This is a genomic window from Bacillus sp. LSHTCR4, from assembly GCF_057197025.1.
The window spans coordinates 564,642-586,264 of sequence record NZ_JBXUNO010000001.1; the positions used below are offsets into that span (position 1 = coordinate 564,642).

Below are 21,623 nucleotides of genomic sequence, written 5' to 3' on the forward strand. Positions count from 1 at the left end.
GTTTTAGGTTAAGGTGAACAATATGAAGTTACAACTTATGTACTCTTTTTTACGATCGGATATTAATGTGATAGAAAAAGAATTAAAAAAGACAGTTGCTTCTGAACAGCCATTAGTAGAAGAGGCAGCATTACAACTTATTGAAGCTGGTGGGAAGCGAATTCGTCCTGTATTTGTGTTGCTTGCGGGGAAATTTGGAGATTATAAGTTAGACGCAATTAAGCATGTAGCTGTAGCGTTAGAACTTATTCATATGGCTTCTCTTGTTCACGATGATGTTATTGATGCTGCGTTTTTACGACGTGGTAGTGCAACTGTGAATGCGAAATGGGGAGATCGTATTGCAATGTATACAGGGGATTATTTATTCGCTAAGTCTCTTGAATGTATAACGAATATTGAAATTCCAGAGGCACATCAGGCTCTATCGCATACCATTTTAGAAGTTTGTAAAGGTGAAATCGAACAAATTAAAGATAAGTATAACTATGACCAAAATTTAAGAACATATTTAAGAAGAATAAAGCGAAAAACCGCATTATTAATTGCTGCAAGTTGCCAACTAGGAGCGATTGCTGCTGGCGCTAATCGTGATACGGTAAGTCGTCTGTTTTGGTATGGCTATTTCGTAGGGATGTCGTATCAAATTATTGATGACATTTTAGACTTTGTTTCCACAGAAGAGAAACTTGGAAAACCTGCTGGTGGTGATTTATTGCAAGGAAACATTACGCTTCCTGCTCTATATGCTATGGAAGATCCGATCCTTTGTAAGAAAATCAGATCTGTACATGAAAATACAACAGCGGACGAAATGAAAGAAATTATTGAGGCTGTAAAGAATAGTGCTGCTATTGATAAAGCATTTGCGTTTAGTGAACGTTATTTACATAAAGCATTAGAAATTATAAAACCACTCCCACGCGGACAAGCAAAGTATGCATTACAAAATGTAGCAAAGTATATTGGAAAACGAAAATTTTAGTGTTTTTTCTAAAAAATAAAATAATCTCTCTATTTCAAAACTATTGCACAATTGTGATAAGGGTGTTAATATGTGTGTGGGGATATACAATTACATACATAATTCAGAAGTGGAGAGATTTTTTATGGAAAAAACATTTCTAATGGTTAAACCAGACGGTGTACAACGTGCCTTCATTGGGGAAATTGTAGCTCGTTTTGAGAAGAAGGGCTTTCAATTAGTTGGTGCAAAATTAATGCAAGTTACTCCAGAAATTGCTGGAAAACACTATGCTGAGCACACAGAGAAACCTTTCTTTGGTGAATTAGTAGACTTTATTACATCTGGCCCTGTATTCGCAATGGTATGGCAAGGTGAAGGTGTAGTAGATACAGCTCGTAACATGATGGGTAAAACAAGACCACATGAAGCAGCTCCTGGAACAATTCGTGGAGATTTCGGTGTAACTGTTGCGAAAAACATTATCCATGGTTCTGATTCGTTAGAAAGTGCAGAGCGCGAGATTGCTATTTTCTTTAAAGAAGAAGAATTAGTTGACTACTCAAAATTAATGAATGAATGGATTTACTAATTATTTTGAAATAATTTGTAAACGCTTTAATAACTGTGATAATAGTAGAAAGTGCAAGGAGAATAGGGGTATTCTTCTTGCACTTTTTTTATTTCTATTAGTTACGAAGTTAGAGCTGTTATGATATATTGATATGTAAAGTAAAGGCCTATCGGAGAATAAGCGAATGGCTGATGTATAAATAATTCTTTCATATTTTTAGAGTAATGAAAGATAATATTATTGCTTAATATAGCGAGATAAATACATATACGAAAAGAGGAATAACGTATGCGATATATTACAGCTGGTGAATCTCATGGTCCACAACTTACAACGATTATAGAAGGTGTTCCAGCCGGACTACCATTAGTAGCGGATGATATAAATGAAGAGTTAGCTAGAAGGCAAAAGGGATATGGGCGTGGTAGACGCATGCAAATTGAAACAGATCAAGTGCAAATTGTAAGTGGTGTTAGACATGGAGAGACATTAGGTTCTCCAATTGCACTTGTTGTCGAAAACCGTGATTTTGCACATTGGACAAAAATTATGGGGGCAGAGCCGTTAACGGAACAAGAAGAAAAAGAAATGAAAAGGAAAGTAACAAAACCAAGACCTGGACATGCTGATTTAAATGGTGCGATTAAATATGGTCATAGAGATATGAGAAATGTACTGGAACGTTCTTCAGCTCGCGAAACGACAGTACGTGTTGCTGCTGGTGCGGTTGCTAAAAAAGTGTTAGCGGAACTTGGTATTACAGTAGCGGGCCATGTAATTGAAATTGGCGGTGTTGAGGCTAAGGAGACTACGTATCGTTCAATTGAAGAATTAAAAAGTATTACAGAAGCATCACCTGTCCGTTGTTTAGATGAAGAAGCTGGTAATCAAATGATAAAAGCAATTGATGATGCGAAAGCGAATGGTGATTCAATCGGTGGCATCGTTGAAGTAATTGTGGAAGGGATGCCGATTGGAGTAGGAAGCTATGTGCATTATGATCGAAAACTAGATGCAAAATTAGCAGCCGCAATGATGAGCATTAATGCTTTTAAAGGTGTCGAGATTGGAATTGGTTTTGAAGCAGCACATAGACCGGGTAGCGAAGTTCATGATGAAATTTTGTGGAATGAAGAGCATGGATATACACGAAGAACAAATAACGCGGGTGGTTTAGAAGGCGGTATGACGACTGGAATGCCAATTGTTGTGCGCGGAGTGATGAAACCGATACCTACACTATATAAACCGCTTCAAAGTGTCGATATTGATACGAAAGAGCCTTTTACAGCGAGTATTGAACGTTCAGATAGTTGTGCTGTTCCAGCAGCTAGTGTCGTTGCAGAAGCGGTTGTAGCTTGGGAATTAGCTACAGCTTTAATAGAACAATTCGGATTAGATCGTATGGACCTTATTCGTGAAAATATTGAGAAACATAATGAATATGCGAGGGGATTTTAATGGGAAACATACATATTCAAACGAAGTCAAAAGAATATGATGTACACGTTGGAAAAGAAGCGTTGTCACATTTGATAACAATTGTTCAAAATATGCAGCCAGCTGTGTCTAATGTAATGATCATTTCAGATGAAGCTGTTGCATCTTTACATTTACAGACAGTTGTAGATGCGTTGCAAATAGAGCAAAAAGTATTTTCATTCGTTGTACCGAGTGGTGAAAAAGAGAAGTCCTTTGAAAATTTCTATGCGGCTCATACGTCAGCTCTTGAAAATAAATTAGATAGAAATTCTTTAATTGTTGCACTTGGAGGCGGGATGATTGGAGATTTAGCTGGTTTTGTTGCTGCGTCGTTTATGCGTGGAATTCGCTTTGTTCAAGTTCCGACGACTTTATTAGCTCACGATAGCGCAGTAGGTGGGAAAGTAGCGATCAATCATCCGTTAGGTAAAAATATGATAGGAGCATTCCATCAACCAGAAGCAGTTGTATATCATACGCCATTTTTACAGTCTCTTCCCGAAAAAGAGTGGCGTTCAGGTTATGCAGAAGTGATAAAACATGCACTAATTGGTGATGTAAAGCTGTATCATTGGCTAAAAGAAGAAGTGCAAACATTAGCAGATCTTCGTGATGAGAAGTTAATTCACATATTAACGAAGGCGATTCCTGTAAAAGCAAACATTGTATCGCAAGATGAAAAAGAAAAAGGTGTACGTGCTCATTTGAACTTTGGACATACGTTAGGACATGCTCTTGAAAAAGAGTTAGGGTATGGAAATATTACTCACGGTGACGGAGTAGCGGTTGGAATGTTATTTGCCTTGTTTTTAAGTGAGCAAGTGCATAAGGTTGATCTTGCTTATGAAGCGATGAAGCAGTGGTTCTTAAAGTACGGCTATCCAAAAATGCCAAGTGATTTGAATGTAGAGCGTCTCGTTCAATTGATGAAACAAGATAAGAAGGCGAATGCAGGAACAATTCATATGGTACTTATGCAGGAATATGGGGTAGTGAATGTCGTATCTATTCCTGATGAGACTGTTCATATTGCGTTAGAGGCATTTCAAAAGGATATGGTTTAAAATAATAGAGAGTAGTCATGAAGTGCTTATTTAGAGGTGTTTTCGTAATAATGACGGTTAGGATAAAAGATTACAGTAAAGGGCTAATATTGTATTGTAATCGAATTCAATAAAATGACTGGGGGAAGAAAAATGAGAGTGAAAGAGCAATTGTTAACTTTGAGAGCATATGTACCTGGGAAAAATATTGAAGAAGTAAAAAGGGAATATGGGTTATCAAAAATTGTGAAATTGGCATCGAACGAAAACCCATTCGGTTGCTCAGCACGCGTAACAGAGGCATTAACTTCTTTAGCGAGTCAATACGCTCTTTATCCAGATGGATATGCCTTTGAACTTCGAACACAAGTAGCAAAACATTTAGGTGTTAAAGCGGAACAACTGTTATTTGGTAGTGGGTTAGATGAAGTCATTCAAATGATTAGTCGTGCATTACTACATGAAGGAACAAATGTTGTAATGGCGAATCCAACATTCTCGCAATACCATCACCATGCTGTTATTGAAGGAGCAGAAGTTCGTGAAGTACCACTTAAAGATGGCATTCATGATTTAGATGCGATGCTAGAGCAAGTAGATGATCAAACGAAGATTGTATGGATTTGTAACCCGAATAATCCGACAGGTACATATGTAGAAAAACAAAAATTACTTTCATTTTTAGAATCAGTTCCTAAGTCAGCGCTTGTTATTATGGATGAAGCATATTATGAATATGCGGGGGCAGAAGACTATCCGCAAACGTTACCACTTCTTGAAAAGTATGAAAATCTTATGGTATTACGTACATTTTCAAAAGCATATGGTTTAGCTGCTTTCCGTATCGGATATGCGGTTGGTAATGCGGAGTTAATCGGACAGCTAGAAGTAGCTAGGTTACCATTTAATACATCGACTGTAGCGCAGTCAGTAGCACTTGCTGCATTAGAAGATCAAGCGTTTTTACAAGAATGTGTGAAAAAGAATGAAGAAGGATTACATCAATATTACGCATTTTGTAAGGAATATAATGTATTCTATTATCCATCTCAAACAAATTTCATTTTCCTAAAACTCGGTATTCCTGGTAATGAAGCTTTCGAACGATTAATGAAAAAAGGATATATTGTTCGTTCGGGTGCTGCATTTGGTATCGATGATGGTATTCGTATTACTGTCGGTTTGAAGGAAGAAAATGATGAAATTATAGAGTTGTTGAAAGAGCTTGTAAATGAGCAAGTACAGAAAGAAGAAACATATTCTTAAGAGATTGTGAAGGCTCCTATTATAGGAGCCTTTTTTATCGCATTAAAAATAAAGGTTGAAGACTGGTAATTAAGTTGTTCTGTAAACCACGGTTTGTATGGCTCGATAATTAGTGAGAGAAGTTATTTGCACGGTCATAAAAGAAAACGGTACAATAGAAAGTAGTAATGCGGTATCGGTGTCATATTCGAATCGTTATCAGTGAAAGTACAAGAAGTATACTCATTCTAAAGGTTGCGTTCTTACACCTTGTTGCTTATGATAAATGAACAGAAAAGAATATTTTTTAGAATTAAAGGAGACGTTTATGCAAAAGTTTGAACAAGCTGTTTCATATATTGAAAATGGTGAAGCTGAAAAAGGGTTACAATTATTAAAAGAACAATTAAAAATTGCGAATGATGAAGAGAAGTATGATATCGCTCGCTATTATCATACACTTGGATTTACGGATGAAGCGTTAGCTATTACAGAAGACTTACGTTTATTGTATCCAGAAGAAAGTGAATTTACTGTATTTTTAGCAGAATTATATATTGATCTAGACAAAGAAGACGAAGCGATTGAAGTGCTTCATGATATTCCAGAAAATGATGATTTATATGTTCAATCGTTATTACTTGTTGCGGATTTATTCCAAATGCAAGGTTTCGATGATGTAGCAGAACAAAAACTATTAAAGGCGAAAGAAATGATGCCTGACGAACCTGTTATTACGTTTGGATTAGCAGAGTTATATAGTAGTAAAGGTGAGGAACAAAAGGCAATTACTTATTATGAGTCGCTATTAGCGGAACATAAAGTAATGGGTGGTGTTGTCATTGCGCTACGCCTTGGAGAAACGTTAAGTGCGATTGGAAATTGGGAAGAGGCGATTTCTTACTACGAAGCAGGTTTAGAGGAACAGAAAGATATTCACTCATTATTTGGATATGCCTTCACATTATACCAAGGTGAAGAATATCAAAGAGCAATTGGTGCTTGGCAAGAACTAAAAGAATTAGATCCTGAGTATGCATCGCTTTACATGTATTTAGCGAAAAGCTATGAAAAAGAAGGAATGCTTCAAGAAAGCTATGAAACACTTCATGAAGGAATTAAAGTAGATGAGCTTTCTGTACCATTTTATGTAGAATTAGCGAACATCGCGGCGAAATTAGGGAAAATAGCGGAAGCAGAGGAAGTACTTCAAAAAGCGCTTGAGTTAGATCCAGGACATTTAGGGGCAACATTAAAATATGCGTATATCTTAAAAGAACAAGAAAAGTATGAAGAGCTAATTGCTGTTGTAGAGCGTGCCATTGACAGCGGAGAACCAGATACACAACTACTTTGGGATCTTGCGTTTGCAAAAAAACAATTAGAAATGTATTCGGATGCATTAAAACACTATGAAAGTGCATATACTTCTTTTAAGAATCATCCAGACTTCTTGGAAGAGTACGGTTATTTCTTATTGGAAGAAGGTATGCGAAAAGAGGCGAAAGAAGTATTTACTCAGTTAATACAACTAGACCCGACACAAATTCATATTGAAGAATTGTTATATAATTTAGAGGATTTTTCATAAGTTGGAAGGAAACTGAATACCGCTTCTTGAATCTAAAAAGAAAAGAGAAAGACAGAGGAGGGACTTAATTGCTATGAATACCCCTGTTTCTGTAAACGAGAAGAAGGATTTTGTAAAATGGTTTTTGAATAATTACCAACTGAAACAGCGTGAATGTGTATGGATTTTGAATTATTTAATGAGTCACGACCAATTGATGCATAAAGTCCACTTCGTAGAGCATGCAAAATATTGTCCGCGTGGCTTAGTAATGTCCGCGAATTGTGTAAAAGACACACCGTTTCACTTTTTCAAACAAAATGTTATGACAACAGATGCTGAAAAATCGTTTCATGATATTCGTTTAAATCGAGATGAGGATATTTATATTCAACTCAATTTTAAATCATCGTTTCAAAATGCCAATTATGTAGCTGTATTAGAAGAAAACCCGTATTTACCAAAGCATATTGAAGTAAATGAAAAAGATCGTTTACTTGCAGAAAGATTTTTAGAAGAAAGTGTATTTTCTTTTAGAAGAGAACGTCTTCTAAAGCAAATTGATGAAGCGCTGGATAAGCAAGATAAGGAAGCATTTCATAGGTTAACAGCGGAGTTAAAGATGTTATAGAATTCATTTGGATTCATAAAATTTTACAAATTTCAGACTTTTTAAGAAAAACTACCTTAATATAGGTGGTTTTTCTTTTTTTACCTCTTTTAGTGTGGTTTAATATATATAAAGTGAAAGTTCTGTCATTTCTAGGTGAGGGAGGGGAGAAATTTGAAATGGATTGTGAAAGATGTGGAACAGTTTGAGCAAGCAAGAGAGTATGTAGATACAGGGGTAATACCACTTTTATCAATTTCGGCAGCGAAAGAAATGAAAACAGTAGTAGAACAAGGAGAATTTATCGAATTGTTGAGTATGGAGCTGGAAAGAGAATATAAAGGAAGAGTACTTTTACTACCTGCATTTACGTATTTAGTAGAAAGTCAAAAAAACGAAAAAGGTCGTTTGCAAGAATGGACAAATCATTTACAAAAGCAAGGTTTTAAGCATATTGCTTATGTTACAAGTGATTTTTCATGGAAAGAAGATATGCAAGAATTACAGGGAGATTTATTTTGGTTTCCTTCATTAGCGTTAGAACAATTTAGTGATCAAGCGAAAAGAGAAGTGATTCATGCACATATAAAAAATATAATGGTAATGTTAGAAGAAAAATGGGGAAAAAAATAATAAACAGAAAGTTCTTATTATTATGAGTAGTATGATATTGACCTGTGCATGAGCGTATTATATCATGATAGTGTCCTAGTTTTTATTTTTTATATAATTTATCACGAGGGGACAATTTCTGATAGAGGGGGGAAATTTTCGTGAGCGAGAAAGAACATCGTGTGTCAAGAAGACAGTTTTTAAATTACACCCTTACAGGGGTAGGAGGCTTTATGGCAGCGGGTATTTTAATGCCGATGACGCGATTTGCGCTTGATCCGGTGTTAAGAAAAGAAGCGGGAACAGATATGGTTGCTGTTGCACAAGTAAAGGATATTACAACAGAGCCGAAACGTTTCGACTTTAAGGTGAAGCAGGTTGATGGTTGGTACAAGTCCGAAGAGCCAAAATCAGCTTGGGTTCATAAAGATGAAAGCGGAGACATTGTTGCGTTCTCTCCGGTATGTAAACATTTAGGATGTACAGTGAACTGGAATTCGGACAAAGCACATCCGAATCAATTCTTTTGTCCATGTCACGGGGGCCGTTACACAAAAGACGGGATGAACATTAAAGGCACGCCGCCCCTTGCTCCACTTGATGTATACGAATCTAAAGTGAAAGATGGAACGTTGTATCTAGGAAAAGCGAAGCCAAGAGGGGGTGCAAAGTAGATGCTAAATAAAATTTATGATTGGGTAGATGAAAGGTTAGATATTACACCAATATGGCGTGATATCGCTGATCATGAAGTACCTGAACATGTAAACCCGGCACATCACTTTTCTGCATTCGTTTATTGTTTTGGCGGACTTACCTTTTTCGTTACTGTAATTCAAATTTTATCTGGAATGTTTTTGACGATGTATTATGTGCCTGATATTAAAAATGCTTGGGAATCGGTTTATTATTTGCAAAATGAAGTTGCATATGGACAAATTGTTCGTGGTATGCACCACTGGGGTGCTAGTCTCGTAATTGTAATGATGTTTTTACATACACTTAGAGTTTTCTTCCAGGGTGCGTATAAAAAACCTCGTGAGCTAAACTGGATTGTTGGTGTTCTTATTTTCTTTGTTATGTTAGGTCTTGGTTTTACCGGATATTTATTACCGTGGGATATGAAAGCGTTATTTGCTACGAAAGTAGGGATTCAAATTGCAGAGCAAACGCCGCTTATTGGTCCTTACATTAAAACATTACTCGCTGGTCATTCCGAAATTGTTGGCGCTCAAACATTAACTCGCTTCTTTGCTATTCACGTCTTCTTCTTACCAGCAGCACTTCTAGGTTTAATGGCCTTCCACTTCATCATGATTCGCAAACAAGGTATTTCCGGTCCGCTATAAGAGATTGCTAAATTAAAGGGGAAAGAACTAAAGGAGGGAGATTATGCATCGCGGCAAAGGGATGAAGTTTGTAGGAGATTCTCGGGTACCAGTAGCTCGAAAACCCAATATTCCAAAAGACTATTCTGAATACCCAGGGAAAACAGAAGCATTTTGGCCGAACTTCTTGTTAAAAGAATGGATGGTTGGTGCAGTTTTTTTAATCGGTTATTTATGTTTAACAGTGGCGCATCCGTCACCGCTTGAGAGAATGGCGGATCCAACTGATGCTGGGTATATACCACTTCCAGACTGGTATTTCTTATTCTTGTATCAGTTATTAAAGTATTCTTATGCTTCTGGCTCATTTACTGTAATTGGAGCGTTCATTATGCCAGGGATTGCGTTTGGCGCATTACTGTTAGCTCCATTTCTTGATCGAGGCCCAGAAAGACGCCCATTGAAGCGTCCTGTAGCAACGGGATTTATGCTTTTAGCAATTGCATCGATTATCTTTTTAACTTGGGAATCTGTAGCACACCACGACTGGGAAGCTGCAAAAAAACAAGGAGCAATTGTAAAAACAGCACCAGTTGATAAAAATGATGACGGTTATAAATTAATGCAAAAAAATACTTGTTTAACATGTCACGGTGACAATTTACAGGGCGGCGCAGCAGCACCGGCACTGCAAAATTTAACTTTGAAGCCAGAAGAAATTGCTAAAATTGCGAAAGAGGGAAAAGGTTCCATGCCTAAAGGTGTATTTAAAGGTACAGATGAGGAACTGAAGAAGCTTTCGGAATTCGTTGCAAAGTATAATAAAAAATAATAAAAAGCTGACTACAAAATTTGTAGTCAGCTTTTTATTTTGATGATAGAAAGTTTACTATATAATAGAGTAGAGTTTGATGAAAAAATGAAAGGTGTTGGACATACAGCTTGGTTTACTTGTATGCAATGTTAAGGCAACGCTCCGTATTATTATTTTTATTAGTTGTTAACATATTAGGTACGATATACGGATTTATATGGTATGGAAACCAATTAAAAGAAACTTCACCTATATTTTGGCCGTTTGTACCTGATAGCCCTATGGCGAGTCTTTTTTTTGTCTTTGTTTTAATTGCTTTTTTAATAAAGAAAAATTGGGGATTAATAGAGGCGCTAGCGATTGTTACTTTAATAAAATATGGAATATGGGCTGTTGTTGTAAATGGGGTTATGATCTATGTAAAAGGTCCTATTGGTTTTATCGGTTATATGTTAATGCTTTCACATTTTGCGATGGCAGTACAAGCAGTGCTATATGCACCGTTTTACCGTATAAAAAAATGGCATTTTGCGGTAGCAGCTATATGGACATTACATAACGATGCAATTGATTATTTATTTTGGCAAATGCCGAGATATGGAATTATGCATTTGTTTGTAGGGGAAATTGGTTATTTTACGTTTTGGCTAAGCATTGTAGTACTTTGTATGACATATTATTATTGCTTACGTGAGAATCGAAAACAGTTTTCTTTATGATAGTTAGAACATTAGGGGGAGAAAATGAAGAAAAATACGAGTGGTATAAAAATATTGGATCGATTGACTACGATAATTGTTTCATATAGCATAGCATTTTCTATATTTGCACTCGCAACAACGGCGGTTGTATACGGAAAATGGCTATATTATTTTGAAATTGATTTTTTAAACATTCCAGATTTAGCAGATATGACGAAGGATGATATTAAAAGAAATTATGATGTGCTTATCACATATTTATCTCCGTTTTATGATGGAGCATTACAGTTGCCCACATTAGATATGTCTGCAAATGGCCGTATTCATTTTGTAGATGTTAAAAATATTTTAGTAAAGATTCAATATGTAATGTATGCGACAATTATGATTGCAATAGTAGGCGGCATGTATTTATTAAAAAAGAAAAATGAAAAGTTTTTACTGCACGGATCGATTGTAACAATTATTTTTCCGATCGCGCTTGTGCTACCAATCGCTATTAATTTTGAAAAGAGTTTTGTATTATTCCATAAGCTTTTATTCAGTAATGATTATTGGATGTTTGATATTGAAACGGATCCAATTATATTAATGTTACCAGAAGAGTTCTTTATGCATGCAGCGTGTGCTATTTTATTATTTATTTTATGTGGCAGCATAATTTGTTATAGCTTGTATAAATATTTCGTAAAAAAGAAAAGGATTTCAAAGGAAAAATTCTCTGTTTAAAGAGAATTTTTTTGTTTGTAAAACGATAATATATTTTTCGGTCCAGTTCTGTTCTATTCTTGTCCAAATTAACATATTTTGTACTAGTAGTTATAGGGGGGACCGTGATGAAGAGAACATTAATTGGATTGATAGCTTTTCTAATTATAATGTTTCCGTTACGTATATATGCTGAAGAGTGGAGTGAACTAACAGGATTGTTGGATGACTCATTACAATTAGTGAAGCGTAATGAAGATGAAAAAGCAGTACAAGTATTACAACATTTCTCGGAGCAGTTTGTCATAAAGGGGAATGAAAAGAAGCAAGAAGTAACGCCAGATCAAGTTAGAGTTATTTCTTTAGCTTACGACAAAGCGAAACAATCTCTCGCGGAAGATGTAGGTAAACAAGTTAAAATTGATAATGTGCTAGCCCTGCAGCTCGCTGTTGATGCACAAGTATCCAAGTATCAACCACTTTGGATGGAAAGAGAAGGAAAAGTAATGGATGCCTTTTCTCAAATGGAAAAAGCGATGACAAAAGAAGATACGGGACAGTTTCAACAAACGTTAAACACATTTTTACATGAATTTAATATTATTTATCCAAGCTTAATGATAGCCCTGCCAGAAAATGAAGTACAGCGTGTAAATGCCCATCTATCTTATTTAGATGAATTTCGTAACGTTATGTTAAAAACGAAAGGTGGACAAATGCAATTAGGAATCATTAAAGGAGATTTGCAAAAAATATTTCATACAGTAAAAAAAGATGAAATTGCACCTTCTCTCATTTGGTTTATGACAATTACTGGAGGTCTTATTTTATTCACATTAACTTATGTTGGGTGGAGAAAGTATAAAGGAGAGAGAGAAAAAAGAAAAGGTAATGTACATTCTAAGAATAGATAATGTAATAAATAAAGATACGGATTGTAAGTTTTATTCATTGACAATGGTGGCAGAAGAAAATAGAATGAGAAGTACTATAATTAAAACTTCAATGGAGGTTCAGAGATTCATGATGTTTTATTTAATTTACTTCGCGATCATTTTGATCATACCGTTGTATGCACAGTCAAAAGTACGTAGTGCCTATAGCAAGTATTCACAAGTTTATTCAACATCGGGTATGACAGGAGCGGAAGTGGCTCGGAAAATTTTAGATGAGAATGGATTATACAACGTAGCTGTAGAAGAAACACCAGGTCATTTATCAGATCATTATGATCCAACTGCTAAAACAGTTCGATTATCAACAGATAACTATTACGGTCATTCAGTTGCTGGTACAGCAGTTGCAGCACACGAAGTAGGACACGCAATTCAAGATGCAAAAGATTATAACTTTATGCGTATTCGTCATTCGTTAGTGCCAGTTGCAAACTTTGGATCGAATATTTCTTGGATATTTATTATGATTGGTGCCTTTGCATCTATGGCTAACTTATTGTTATTAGGTATTATCTTAATGGCAGCAGGAGTTGTGTTCCAACTTGTTACATTACCAGTTGAGTTTGATGCATCCAAGCGTGCAATGCAACAAATTGAAGCGTTAGGTATCGTATCAACAGATGAATATGGGCAAGCTCGTAAAGTATTAAATGCGGCAGCATTAACATATGTAGCAGCTGCAGCTGTAGCGGTATTTGAATTATTACGTCTCGTATTAATGTATACTGGTATGCAGCGTAGCGACGACTAAAGACTATCAATTTTGATAGTCTTTTTTTGTTGTGTGGATTGAATTATATAATGTATTGCAAATAGAAATAATAGAAGTAATACGGAAAGGTGGTGGGGGGAATGAAATATCCAGACCATTTAGTAAAACAAGTGAAAGAGCGTAGTGCTCCTTATCAATTAGAAGGTTTTTTAAGTGGACAAGGTCCTGAAAATCCGAAATTTATGTTGTTAGGAGAAGCGCCTGGTGAAACAGAAATTCATAATGGGATTCCGTTTAGCGGGAGAGCCGGAAAACAATTAATGGGTTTTTTAGAACGTATTCATGTTACAAGGGAAGAAGTATATATTACGAGCGCTGTTCGAAGTAGACCTTATAAATGGCGAGAGAAAAAAGAACGAAATGGTGAAATTATACAAAAAAAGTATAATAGAACGCCAAATCAAGGAGAAATAGTTGCCCATGCACCTTTGTTAGATTATGAATTAGAGAAAATAAATCCGAAGCTTATCGTCACGCTTGGCAATATCGGTCTTCAACGTTTAGCAGGAAAAGATAAAAAGATTACAGACGTACACGGACAATTATTAAAACAGCCCATTCAAAAATTAAAGGATATGCAAAGTGCAGCGTTTACATGGTCAGAGAAAGAATATCATATTTTTCCGACCTTCCATCCTGCTTCTATTTTTTATAATCGGAGCTTATTGGAGCTTATTTATGAGGATTTAGAGAAACTTAAGCGATATGTAATAAAAAACTAGAAAAGCTAAAAAGCTTTTCTAGTTGTGTTTATGTATGTAATGGATTTTTATTTTCATCCAATGTAAAACCTTCACCAACTACATCATGTACATCACTTACAGCAACAAATGCATGAGGATCTACAGAAGTAATAATATTTTTTAATTTCACGATTTCATTTTTAGCAACAACGCAATACAATACGTTCCGTTCCACTTTTGTATACGATCCAACAGCTTTTAAAAAGGTTGCTCCGCGCTCCATATCAGATAAAATTTTGGCAGCAATTTCATCGTTTTTATCTGATATAATAGTTGCTCCTTTTGCTGCATAGGCTCCTTCTTGCATAAAATCAATCACTTTCGCCCCGATAAAAACAGCAACTAACGTATACATACCCTCGCGATATGATAAATAGGTAAGGATAGAGACGATAATGACGATAGCATCAAACATAAACATCGTTTTCCCCATACTCCAGCCAACATATTTATGAGCGAGTCTCGCGATAATATCTACACCGCCAGTAGTCCCGCCGTATTTAAATATGATCCCAAGACCGATACCAATAAATGCTCCGGCGAATAAAGCAGCGAGTGTCATATCGTTTTGTAAGTTTACATGTAAGTTGAGAACTTCGTAACGCTGAAAAATCCATAGAAATAAAGATACGCTAAAGGTGCCGATTAGTGTATATATAAATGTCGTTCTTCCAAGTAACTTCCAACCAATAAAAAATATAGGGATATTTAAAATTAAGTTTGAATAAGAAGGGTCAAACTTAAATAGAAAATACAATAAGAGTGTAATACCGGTAAATCCACCTTCTGCAAGGTGATTTTCAATATTGATATTCACAATACCGAAAGAAAAAATAGCGGAACCGATTAAAATGAAAATGATATTTCGAATCTTCAAATTTGATGTCATATAGAAATCCCCCTAATTATGTAAATGGCATTGCTCCGCTGAAACGGTAAAACATAATGATAAGTAATTTCTAGTTGCTAGTGAAAATAGTGAAGGCTATAAAACCAAATTGGTTCTGGCTAATCTTTTGCAAAAAGTGCAAAAGAAGTTTCACTTTATTATAGTCTATCCAAAAAAGGGTCGCAAATAGGTGTTTAGCGGGGAATAATATTTGTCAAATCGCGATGAATTGGCTAACATGAAAGAGGAAGGATTAGAGGTGAATTGTATGGAAGCGAAAACGATGAAGGATATGCAGAAAGAAGTAGATGCATATATTGGTCAGTTTAAAGAAGGTTATTTCAGTCCACTTGCAATGATGGCTCGTTTAACGGAAGAAATGGGGGAGCTTGCAAGAGAGATTAATCATTATTATGGTGAGAAACCGAAGAAAACAACTGAAAAAGAACGTAGTATTGAAGAAGAGCTTGGAGATGTATTATTTGTTATGATTTGTATGGCAAATAGTTTAAATATTGATTTAGAAACAGCACATAACATTGTAATGAATAAATTTAATACTCGCGATAAAGATCGCTGGACACGTATTGATGAGGGAGAGAAAGAATAATGAAAGAAATTAAAGTAATTATCGCTGGACCAAGAGGACGCATGGGACATGAAGCAGTTCTTCTTATGGAAAGAACGGAACATTTTAATTTAGTAGCAGCAGTGGATTATAAGCATGGTGGAGAGAAAATCTCTGATTTACCTGGAATGCCAGCGCTAGATGCACCTATTTACGCAGATTTACATACTTGTTTAGAGGAAGTAGAAGCAGATGTGTTGTTAGATTTAACAACGCCAGAAGTTGGGAAACAACACGTTACACTAGCAGTTGAGCGTGGACTTCGTTCAGTTATTGGTACAACTGGATTTACAGAAGAAGAGCTAAAACAATTAACCGAGACTGCAAAAGAAAAAGCAGTAGGAACAATTATCGCTCCAAACTTTGCAATTGGTGCAGTTCTTATGATGAAATTCTCACAAATGGCAGCGAAGTACTTCCAAGATGTTGAAGTAATTGAATTGCATCATGATCAAAAATTAGATGCACCATCTGGTACTGCGGTAAAAACAGTAGAATTGATTCGTCAAAATCGTGAATCCAAGCAGCAAGGCCATCCAAATGAAGTAGAGCAATTAGAAGGAGCTCGTGGTGCAAATGTAGACGGCATTCACATTCATAGTGTACGTTTACCAGGACTTATTGCACACCAAGAAGTAATGTTTGGTGGAGACGGACAAATGTTAACAGTTCGTCATGATTCATTCAATCGTGCATCATTTATGTCTGGTGTAAAACTATCAATTGAGACAGTAATGAATCTAGATCATCTTGTGTACGGTTTAGAGAATATTATCGACTAAAGGGGAGACAACGGATGAAAATTGCCTTAATCGCACATGACAAAAAGAAAAATGACATGGTTTCGTTTGCATACGCATATAAACCAATTTTTGAACAACATGAATTATTTGCAACAGGAACGACAGGGCTTCGTATTATGGAAGCGACCGGTTTAGTTGTAACAAGATATCAATCTGGTCCTCTTGGCGGCGATCAAGAAATTGGTGCAATGATTGCGAAAAATGATTTAGACATGGTAATTTTCTTCCGCGATCCATTAACAGCACAGCCGCATGAACCGGATGTGAATGCATTGCTTCGTTTATGTGATGTATATGCAATTCCACTTGCAACGAATATGGCAAGTGCTGAAATGTTAATGCACGCATTAGAGCGAGGAGATTTAGATTACCGCAAGTTAAGAAAATGAGGGGAACAATTATGAGTGGATTACATATATTAGCGTTTGGTGCTCATGCCGATGATGTTGAAATCGGCATGGCTGGTACCATTGCTAAATATACGAAGCAAGGGTATGAAGTAGGTATTTGTGATTTAACAGAAGCTGATCTTTCTTCTAATGGAACGATAGAGTTAAGAAAAGAAGAAGCAAAGGCGGCAGCTCGTATAATGGGAGTAAAAACGAGACTAAATTTAGCGATGCCAGACCGTGGTTTGTATATGAAAGAAGAGTATATACGTGAAATTGTAAAGGTAATTCGTACATATAAACCAAAACTAGTTTTTGCGCCGTATTATGAAGATCGCCATCCGGATCATGCAAATTGTGCAAAACTTGTGGAAGAAGCTATTTTTTCAGCGGGAATTCGCAAATATATGCCAGAGGTTCCACCACATCGTGTGGAGTCTTTTTATCATTATATGATTAATGGTTTTCATAAACCGAATTTTTGTATAGATATTAGTGAATACGTATCGCAAAAAGTGGAAGCATTAGAAGCATATGAAAGTCAGTTTTCAACAGGGAGTGATGGTGTGAAGACGCCGTTAACAGAAGGTTACGTTGAAACTGTAGTCGCTCGTGAGAAAATGTTTGGAAAAGAAGTTGGAGTCTTATATGCCGAAGGGTTTATGAGTAAGAAACCGGTTTTATTACATGCTGATTTAATAGGGGGATGTAAATGAAATTAAAAATAGGTATTACATGTTATCCTTCTGTAGGTGGTTCTGGAGTTGTTGGAACAGAATTAGGAAAGCAATTAGCGGAACGCGGGCATGAAATTCATTTTATTACATCGGGTTTACCATTCCGGTTAAATAAAGTGTATCCAAACATTTATTTTCATGAAGTGACGGTAAATCAATACTCTGTATTTCAATATCCACCATACGATTTAGCGTTAGCGAGTAAAATGGCAGAGGTTGCACAAAGAGAAAACCTAGACATTTTACATGTGCATTACGCAATACCACATGCCATTTGTGCCTATTTAGCAAAACAAATGATTGGCGAGCGTATTAAAATTGTTACAACCTTGCATGGAACAGATATTACTGTGTTAGGTTCCGACCCCTCGCTAAATAATTTAATTCGTTTTGGTATTGAGCAATCTGATGTTGTGACGGCTGTCTCGCATTCATTAATTAACGAAACGCACGAGCTTGTAAAACCAAATAAAGACATTCAAACGGTATATAATTTTATAGACGAACGTGTATATTTCAAACGTGATATGACTCAATTAAAGAAAGAATACGGTATAAGTGAGAGTGAAAAGATACTCATTCACATTTCAAATTTCCGTAAAGTGAAACGTGTGCAAGATGTTGTGCAGGCATTCGCTAAAATTGTTACAGAAGTAGATGCGAAGTTGCTTCTTGTTGGAGATGGACCGGAATTTTGCACGATTTTACAGTTGGTGAAAAATTTACATATTGAAGATCGCGTCTTATTCTTAGGGAAGCAAGATAATGTTGCAGAGTTACTTGCGATGAGTGATTTAATGTTGCTTTTATCAGAGAAGGAGAGTTTTGGTCTTGTTTTATTAGAAGCGATGGCGTGTGGTGTACCTTGTATCGGAACAAGGGTTGGAGGTATTCCAGAAGTCATTCAACATGGTGATACAGGATATTTATGTGAAGTTGGCGATACAACAGGAGTGGCAGGTCAAGCTATTCAGCTATTAAAGGATGAAGAACTTCACCGTAATATGGGAGAGCGAGCAAGAGAAAGTGTTTACGAGCAGTTCCGCTCTGAAAAAATCGTTTCGCAATATGAAGCGATTTATTATGATGTACTAAGGGATGACAAAAATGGAAAGATTTAAAAAAGCTAGTTCTATTATTGAGACTTTAAAGCAACAAGGACATGAGGCCTACTTTGTCGGTGGAAGCGTACGAGATCTTATTATCGATAGGCCGGTTGGTGATATTGATATTGCGACATCTGCTTTACCAGAAGAAGTGATGGGGATATTTCCAAGACATGTTCCTGTTGGTCTTGAGCATGGAACTGTAATTGTAGTAGAAAATGGTGAGCCTTATGAGGTAACCACTTTTCGAACAGAGAGTGAGTATGAAGACTTTCGAAGACCAAGTAGTGTTCAATTTGTTCGTTCATTAGAAGAGGATTTAAAACGTCGTGATTTCACAATGAATGCAATTGCAATGACAGAAGAAGGCAAAATGGTCGATTTATTTGCTGGACAGGAAGCGATTCAAAAGAGAGAAATTGTGACAGTGGGAAATGCTGCGGATCGTTTTCAAGAAGATGCCCTGCGAATGATGCGTGGTATTCGGTTCGTAAGTACGTTAGGTTTTTCTTTAGAGACGAAAACGAAACAAGCAATTGAAACATTTGGACATTTGCTGGAACATATAGCAATTGAGAGAATTACAGTGGAGTTTGAAAAACTGTTAACTGGCACATATTGTGTGAAGGGTCTCAAAGAATTAGTAGAAACGAAACTATTTTCTCATCTGCCGTATTTACAAATGTCAGAAGAGAGATTGCTAAAAGCTACGCAGTATAACTGGGATTCTTTTGAAACAGACATTGAGGCATGGGCGTTTTTCTTATATTGTATCGGGGAAGAACATCCATCTGTCTTTTTACGTCAATGGAAGTTTTCGAATAAAAAAATAAAAGATATCGTCGCAGTTTTATTAACAATCCGTAAGAGAAAGGAGAAGGATTGGGATACAGTTCTTCTTTATAAAACGGGAATTCATATAGCTGAAATGGCAGAAAGAGTATATGAAGCGATGATTGAAAGCTATGATAATACATCTGTTAACCGGGTACAAACGTTGTTTCAAGCATTGCCAATCAAGAGTCGACAAGAGATGAATGTGACTGGGAATGATTTGTTAAACTGGGCAAGTAAAAAGCCAGGTCCATGGGTTGCTGAAATGATTCAAAAGATTGAGGAAGCAATCGTACAAGGAAACGTAGTTAATGAGAAAGAGTGTATAAGGGAGTGGCTGCAAGAATGCAATCTACTATAAGAAAGCAGTTATTGCAAGTTTTTTCGGAAGCGGATGGCGAGTTTGTATCTGGCCAAACGATTAGTGATAAACTTGGTTGTTCAAGAACCGCTGTGTGGAAACATATGGAGGACCTTCGGAATGAGGGATATGAACTTGAAGCTGTCCGTCGATTAGGCTATCGAATTGCAAGTAAGCCAGACAAAGTGACTGCGAATGAAATTCAGTTAGGGTTACAAACGAAACATATTGGTAGAACAGTGTATTTTGAAGAGTCTGTTGAATCAACGCAGCATATTGCAGCAAAGCTTGCTTATGAAGGTGCAGAAGAAGGAACGATTGTTGTGGCAGAAGAACAAACAGCGGGTAGAGGTCGTTTAAGCAGAAAATGGCATTCACCAAAAGGAACAGGAATTTGGATGAGTATTATTTTACGTCCATCAATCCCGGTTCATCATGCACCACAACTTACTTTGTTAGCGGCTGTTAGCGTTGCACAAGCAATTGAAAAGTGCACAGGTGTAAATGTAGGAATAAAATGGCCGAATGATATTTTAATTCAAGGGAAAAAAGCTGTAGGTATATTAACAGAAATGCAGGCTGATCCTGATAAAATTAATGCTGTCATTATGGGTATTGGTATGAATGTGAATCAAAAGCAAGAACATTTTGATGAGGAAATTCAGCATATTGCTACTTCTTTAGCGATTGAATCTGGTAAGCCAATTGTTCGTGCAGAGCTTATGCAACAAATCTTTTTACAACTAGAAAAATTATATGAAGAGTATTTACAAAATGGTTTCTCTGTTATTAAAATTCTTTGGGAAAGTTACGCTGTGAGCATCGGGAAAGAAATTAACGCTCGAACGATGAGAGAGACGATTACAGGTGTAGCAAAAGGAATTACAGAGGATGGTGTATTGCTTCTGGAAGACCATGAAGGAAAAGTACATCACATTCATTCTGCGGATATCGAAATTAAGTAAAAGAAGTTCCTTTTTGGAACTTCTTTTTATTTCAATGTTTTTGATTTGAATTTGTAAATTGATAATAAAGTCTTATTATCATTCGTCTAGTTGGCCATGCATGTTATTTGACGATTACTTTGCCCTCCATTCCTTTAAGAAGATGGTACCGACATATTAGTTCATATGTACCAGTACTTGTAGGTTTCACGGTAATGTTTTTTTCTTTTCCTGACTCGACGACGACGTCAATTCCGAGTTTTTTCACTGTAAAGGTGTGCTCACTCTTGCCTTTATTTTTCAATAGCAATGTTGTTGATTCTTCAGTCGGAATCGTGATGACGTTTGGCTTGAAGTAATCATCGTTTAGCTCGACTTCAATCACTTTCGCAGACTCAACAGGTTGTGTTACGACGTTAACTGAGGCAAATACATTGAGGGAATTTAAAGTTGTTACTCCCACAAGCATCACAAGAAAACCGATGAATGGAAATAACCATTTACTCATAGACATTCGCAATTCTCCTTTTGTAAGTATGTTTCCTCAATTAACCTGCATCATTATTTTAAGAGTTATACTATACATGTAAACAAAGTTGTTTATCTTTCTATAATTGAGTTATTCATAAAAATTTCACATACCGTAATAAGAATAAAAATTATTTTTTCAAAAAAATGTAGTAATTCCTTTTTGGAGTTTGCTATAATTAGTTCGAATGTGGGCAGTATCAGAGCGAACTGCACCATGATTCGATGCAATACAAAAAATAATAACTTGGATTCTGCCTTGATCCAATAACGGACTGGGAC

General features: G+C 36.2%; 25 protein-coding genes. 23 read left to right on the top strand and 2 right to left on the bottom strand.

What is annotated here, in order from left to right:
- Window positions 1–22 precede the first annotated feature (22 nt).
- The 16 genes from hepT to AC2CGR_RS03010 all read left to right on the top strand — a co-directional run bounded on the left by hepT (window position 23) and on the right by AC2CGR_RS03010 (window position 14,101).
- Window positions 23–985: a heptaprenyl diphosphate synthase component II gene (gene hepT, locus AC2CGR_RS02935; RefSeq protein WP_000776081.1), complete on the top strand. Its 963-nt coding sequence runs from the start codon at window positions 23–25 to the stop codon at window positions 983–985.
- A 124-nt stretch (window positions 986–1,109) separates the two neighbouring features.
- On the top strand, window positions 1,110–1,556 hold the full coding sequence (ndk, locus tag AC2CGR_RS02940) for a nucleoside-diphosphate kinase (protein ID WP_087964742.1): 447 nt from the start codon (window positions 1,110–1,112) through the stop codon (window positions 1,554–1,556).
- 270 nt (window positions 1,557–1,826) lie between these two features.
- On the top strand, window positions 1,827–2,999 hold the full coding sequence (gene aroC / locus AC2CGR_RS02945; RefSeq protein WP_087964744.1) for a chorismate synthase: 1,173 nt from the start codon (window positions 1,827–1,829) through the stop codon (window positions 2,997–2,999).
- Window positions 2,999–4,084 (top strand): 3-dehydroquinate synthase, encoded by a 1,086-nt coding sequence (gene aroB / locus AC2CGR_RS02950; protein ID WP_087964746.1) that lies wholly within the window; start codon window positions 2,999–3,001, stop codon window positions 4,082–4,084. Before aroC ends, aroB begins: the two co-directional genes overlap by 1 nt.
- 132 nt (window positions 4,085–4,216) lie before the next feature.
- Entirely contained in the window at window positions 4,217–5,329 is a 1,113-nt protein-coding gene (hisC, locus tag AC2CGR_RS02955) for a histidinol-phosphate transaminase (RefSeq protein WP_087964748.1), read from the top strand.
- A gap of 307 nt (window positions 5,330–5,636) precedes the next feature.
- Window positions 5,637–6,899, top strand: coding sequence for a tetratricopeptide repeat protein (locus tag AC2CGR_RS02960; RefSeq protein ID WP_001168676.1), 1,263 nt, complete (start codon window positions 5,637–5,639; stop codon window positions 6,897–6,899).
- 73 nt (window positions 6,900–6,972) lie between these two features.
- Window positions 6,973–7,509, top strand: a complete 537-nt coding sequence (locus tag AC2CGR_RS02965) for a ReoY family proteolytic degradation factor (protein ID WP_001095923.1) — start codon at window positions 6,973–6,975, stop codon at window positions 7,507–7,509.
- 153 nt (window positions 7,510–7,662) lie between these two features.
- Window positions 7,663–8,121 (top strand): YpiF family protein, encoded by a 459-nt coding sequence (locus AC2CGR_RS02970; protein WP_000871318.1) that lies wholly within the window; start codon window positions 7,663–7,665, stop codon window positions 8,119–8,121.
- A gap of 140 nt (window positions 8,122–8,261) precedes the next feature.
- Window positions 8,262–8,774 (top strand): menaquinol-cytochrome c reductase iron-sulfur subunit, encoded by a 513-nt coding sequence (qcrA, locus tag AC2CGR_RS02975; RefSeq protein WP_001290420.1) that lies wholly within the window; start codon window positions 8,262–8,264, stop codon window positions 8,772–8,774.
- Window positions 8,775–9,449, top strand: a complete 675-nt coding sequence (gene qcrB, locus AC2CGR_RS02980; RefSeq protein WP_000932700.1) for a menaquinol-cytochrome c reductase cytochrome b subunit — start codon at window positions 8,775–8,777, stop codon at window positions 9,447–9,449.
- A gap of 43 nt (window positions 9,450–9,492) precedes the next feature.
- Window positions 9,493–10,260, top strand: a complete 768-nt coding sequence (qcrC, locus tag AC2CGR_RS02985) for a menaquinol-cytochrome c reductase cytochrome b/c subunit (RefSeq protein ID WP_000554603.1) — start codon at window positions 9,493–9,495, stop codon at window positions 10,258–10,260.
- A gap of 110 nt (window positions 10,261–10,370) precedes the next feature.
- Window positions 10,371–10,961, top strand: a complete 591-nt coding sequence (lhaT, locus tag AC2CGR_RS02990; protein WP_131101770.1) for a lipoprotein heptaprenylglyceryl N-acetyltransferase LhaT — start codon at window positions 10,371–10,373, stop codon at window positions 10,959–10,961.
- 24 nt (window positions 10,962–10,985) lie between these two features.
- Window positions 10,986–11,672 (top strand): lipoprotein intramolecular transacylase Lit, encoded by a 687-nt coding sequence (lit, locus tag AC2CGR_RS02995; RefSeq protein ID WP_270185352.1) that lies wholly within the window; start codon window positions 10,986–10,988, stop codon window positions 11,670–11,672.
- Window positions 11,673–11,779: 107 nt separating this feature from the next.
- Window positions 11,780–12,565: a sporulation protein YpjB gene (gene ypjB, locus AC2CGR_RS03000; RefSeq protein WP_061687692.1), complete on the top strand. Its 786-nt coding sequence runs from the start codon at window positions 11,780–11,782 to the stop codon at window positions 12,563–12,565.
- Between the two features lie 112 nt (window positions 12,566–12,677).
- A complete protein-coding gene (locus tag AC2CGR_RS03005) occupies window positions 12,678–13,358 on the top strand; it encodes a zinc metallopeptidase (RefSeq protein ID WP_025988738.1) in 681 nt (226 codons plus the stop codon).
- A gap of 101 nt (window positions 13,359–13,459) precedes the next feature.
- A complete protein-coding gene (locus tag AC2CGR_RS03010; RefSeq protein WP_484480491.1) occupies window positions 13,460–14,101 on the top strand; it encodes a uracil-DNA glycosylase in 642 nt (213 codons plus the stop codon).
- Window positions 14,102–14,129: 28 nt separating this feature from the next.
- Here the strand turns inward: AC2CGR_RS03010 and AC2CGR_RS03015 are convergent, their stop codons facing one another.
- Window positions 14,130–15,011 (bottom strand): YitT family protein, encoded by an 882-nt coding sequence (locus AC2CGR_RS03015; RefSeq protein ID WP_087964758.1) that lies wholly within the window; start codon window positions 15,009–15,011, stop codon window positions 14,130–14,132.
- Window positions 15,012–15,279: 268 nt separating this feature from the next.
- Here AC2CGR_RS03015 and AC2CGR_RS03020 point away from each other — a divergent pair, with 268 nt between their 5' ends.
- Genes AC2CGR_RS03020 through AC2CGR_RS03050 form a run of 7 tightly spaced genes read left to right on the top strand, consistent with a single transcriptional unit; the run spans window position 15,280 to window position 20,834 of the window.
- Complete coding sequence (locus AC2CGR_RS03020; protein ID WP_050587968.1) at window positions 15,280–15,621, top strand: nucleotide pyrophosphohydrolase; 342 nt, start codon at window positions 15,280–15,282, stop codon at window positions 15,619–15,621.
- Window positions 15,621–16,421 (top strand): dihydrodipicolinate reductase, encoded by an 801-nt coding sequence (gene dapB, locus AC2CGR_RS03025; RefSeq protein ID WP_000658802.1) that lies wholly within the window; start codon window positions 15,621–15,623, stop codon window positions 16,419–16,421. The genes AC2CGR_RS03020 and dapB overlap by 1 nt, the downstream gene beginning before the upstream one ends.
- A gap of 14 nt (window positions 16,422–16,435) precedes the next feature.
- Complete coding sequence (gene mgsA, locus AC2CGR_RS03030) at window positions 16,436–16,831, top strand: methylglyoxal synthase (RefSeq protein ID WP_000684765.1); 396 nt, start codon at window positions 16,436–16,438, stop codon at window positions 16,829–16,831.
- Window positions 16,832–16,842: 11 nt separating this feature from the next.
- The gene (gene bshB1, locus AC2CGR_RS03035) at window positions 16,843–17,547 is read left to right on the top strand and encodes a bacillithiol biosynthesis deacetylase BshB1 (protein WP_000015666.1); all 705 of its coding nucleotides are present in this window, start codon (window positions 16,843–16,845) and stop codon (window positions 17,545–17,547) included.
- On the top strand, window positions 17,544–18,689 hold the full coding sequence (bshA, locus tag AC2CGR_RS03040) for an N-acetyl-alpha-D-glucosaminyl L-malate synthase BshA (protein ID WP_000768298.1): 1,146 nt from the start codon (window positions 17,544–17,546) through the stop codon (window positions 18,687–18,689). The genes bshB1 and bshA overlap by 4 nt, the downstream gene beginning before the upstream one ends.
- On the top strand, window positions 18,676–19,869 hold the full coding sequence (locus AC2CGR_RS03045; protein WP_484480492.1) for a CCA tRNA nucleotidyltransferase: 1,194 nt from the start codon (window positions 18,676–18,678) through the stop codon (window positions 19,867–19,869). Before bshA ends, AC2CGR_RS03045 begins: the two co-directional genes overlap by 14 nt.
- Window positions 19,854–20,834, top strand: coding sequence for a biotin--[acetyl-CoA-carboxylase] ligase (locus AC2CGR_RS03050; RefSeq protein WP_087964761.1), 981 nt, complete (start codon window positions 19,854–19,856; stop codon window positions 20,832–20,834). The genes AC2CGR_RS03045 and AC2CGR_RS03050 overlap by 16 nt, the downstream gene beginning before the upstream one ends.
- A 103-nt stretch (window positions 20,835–20,937) precedes the next feature.
- On the opposite strand, the gene AC2CGR_RS03055 is transcribed toward AC2CGR_RS03050, so the two are convergent.
- Window positions 20,938–21,327, bottom strand: coding sequence for a cupredoxin domain-containing protein (locus AC2CGR_RS03055; RefSeq protein ID WP_087964763.1), 390 nt, complete (start codon window positions 21,325–21,327; stop codon window positions 20,938–20,940).
- Window positions 21,328–21,623: the final 296 nt, after the last annotated feature.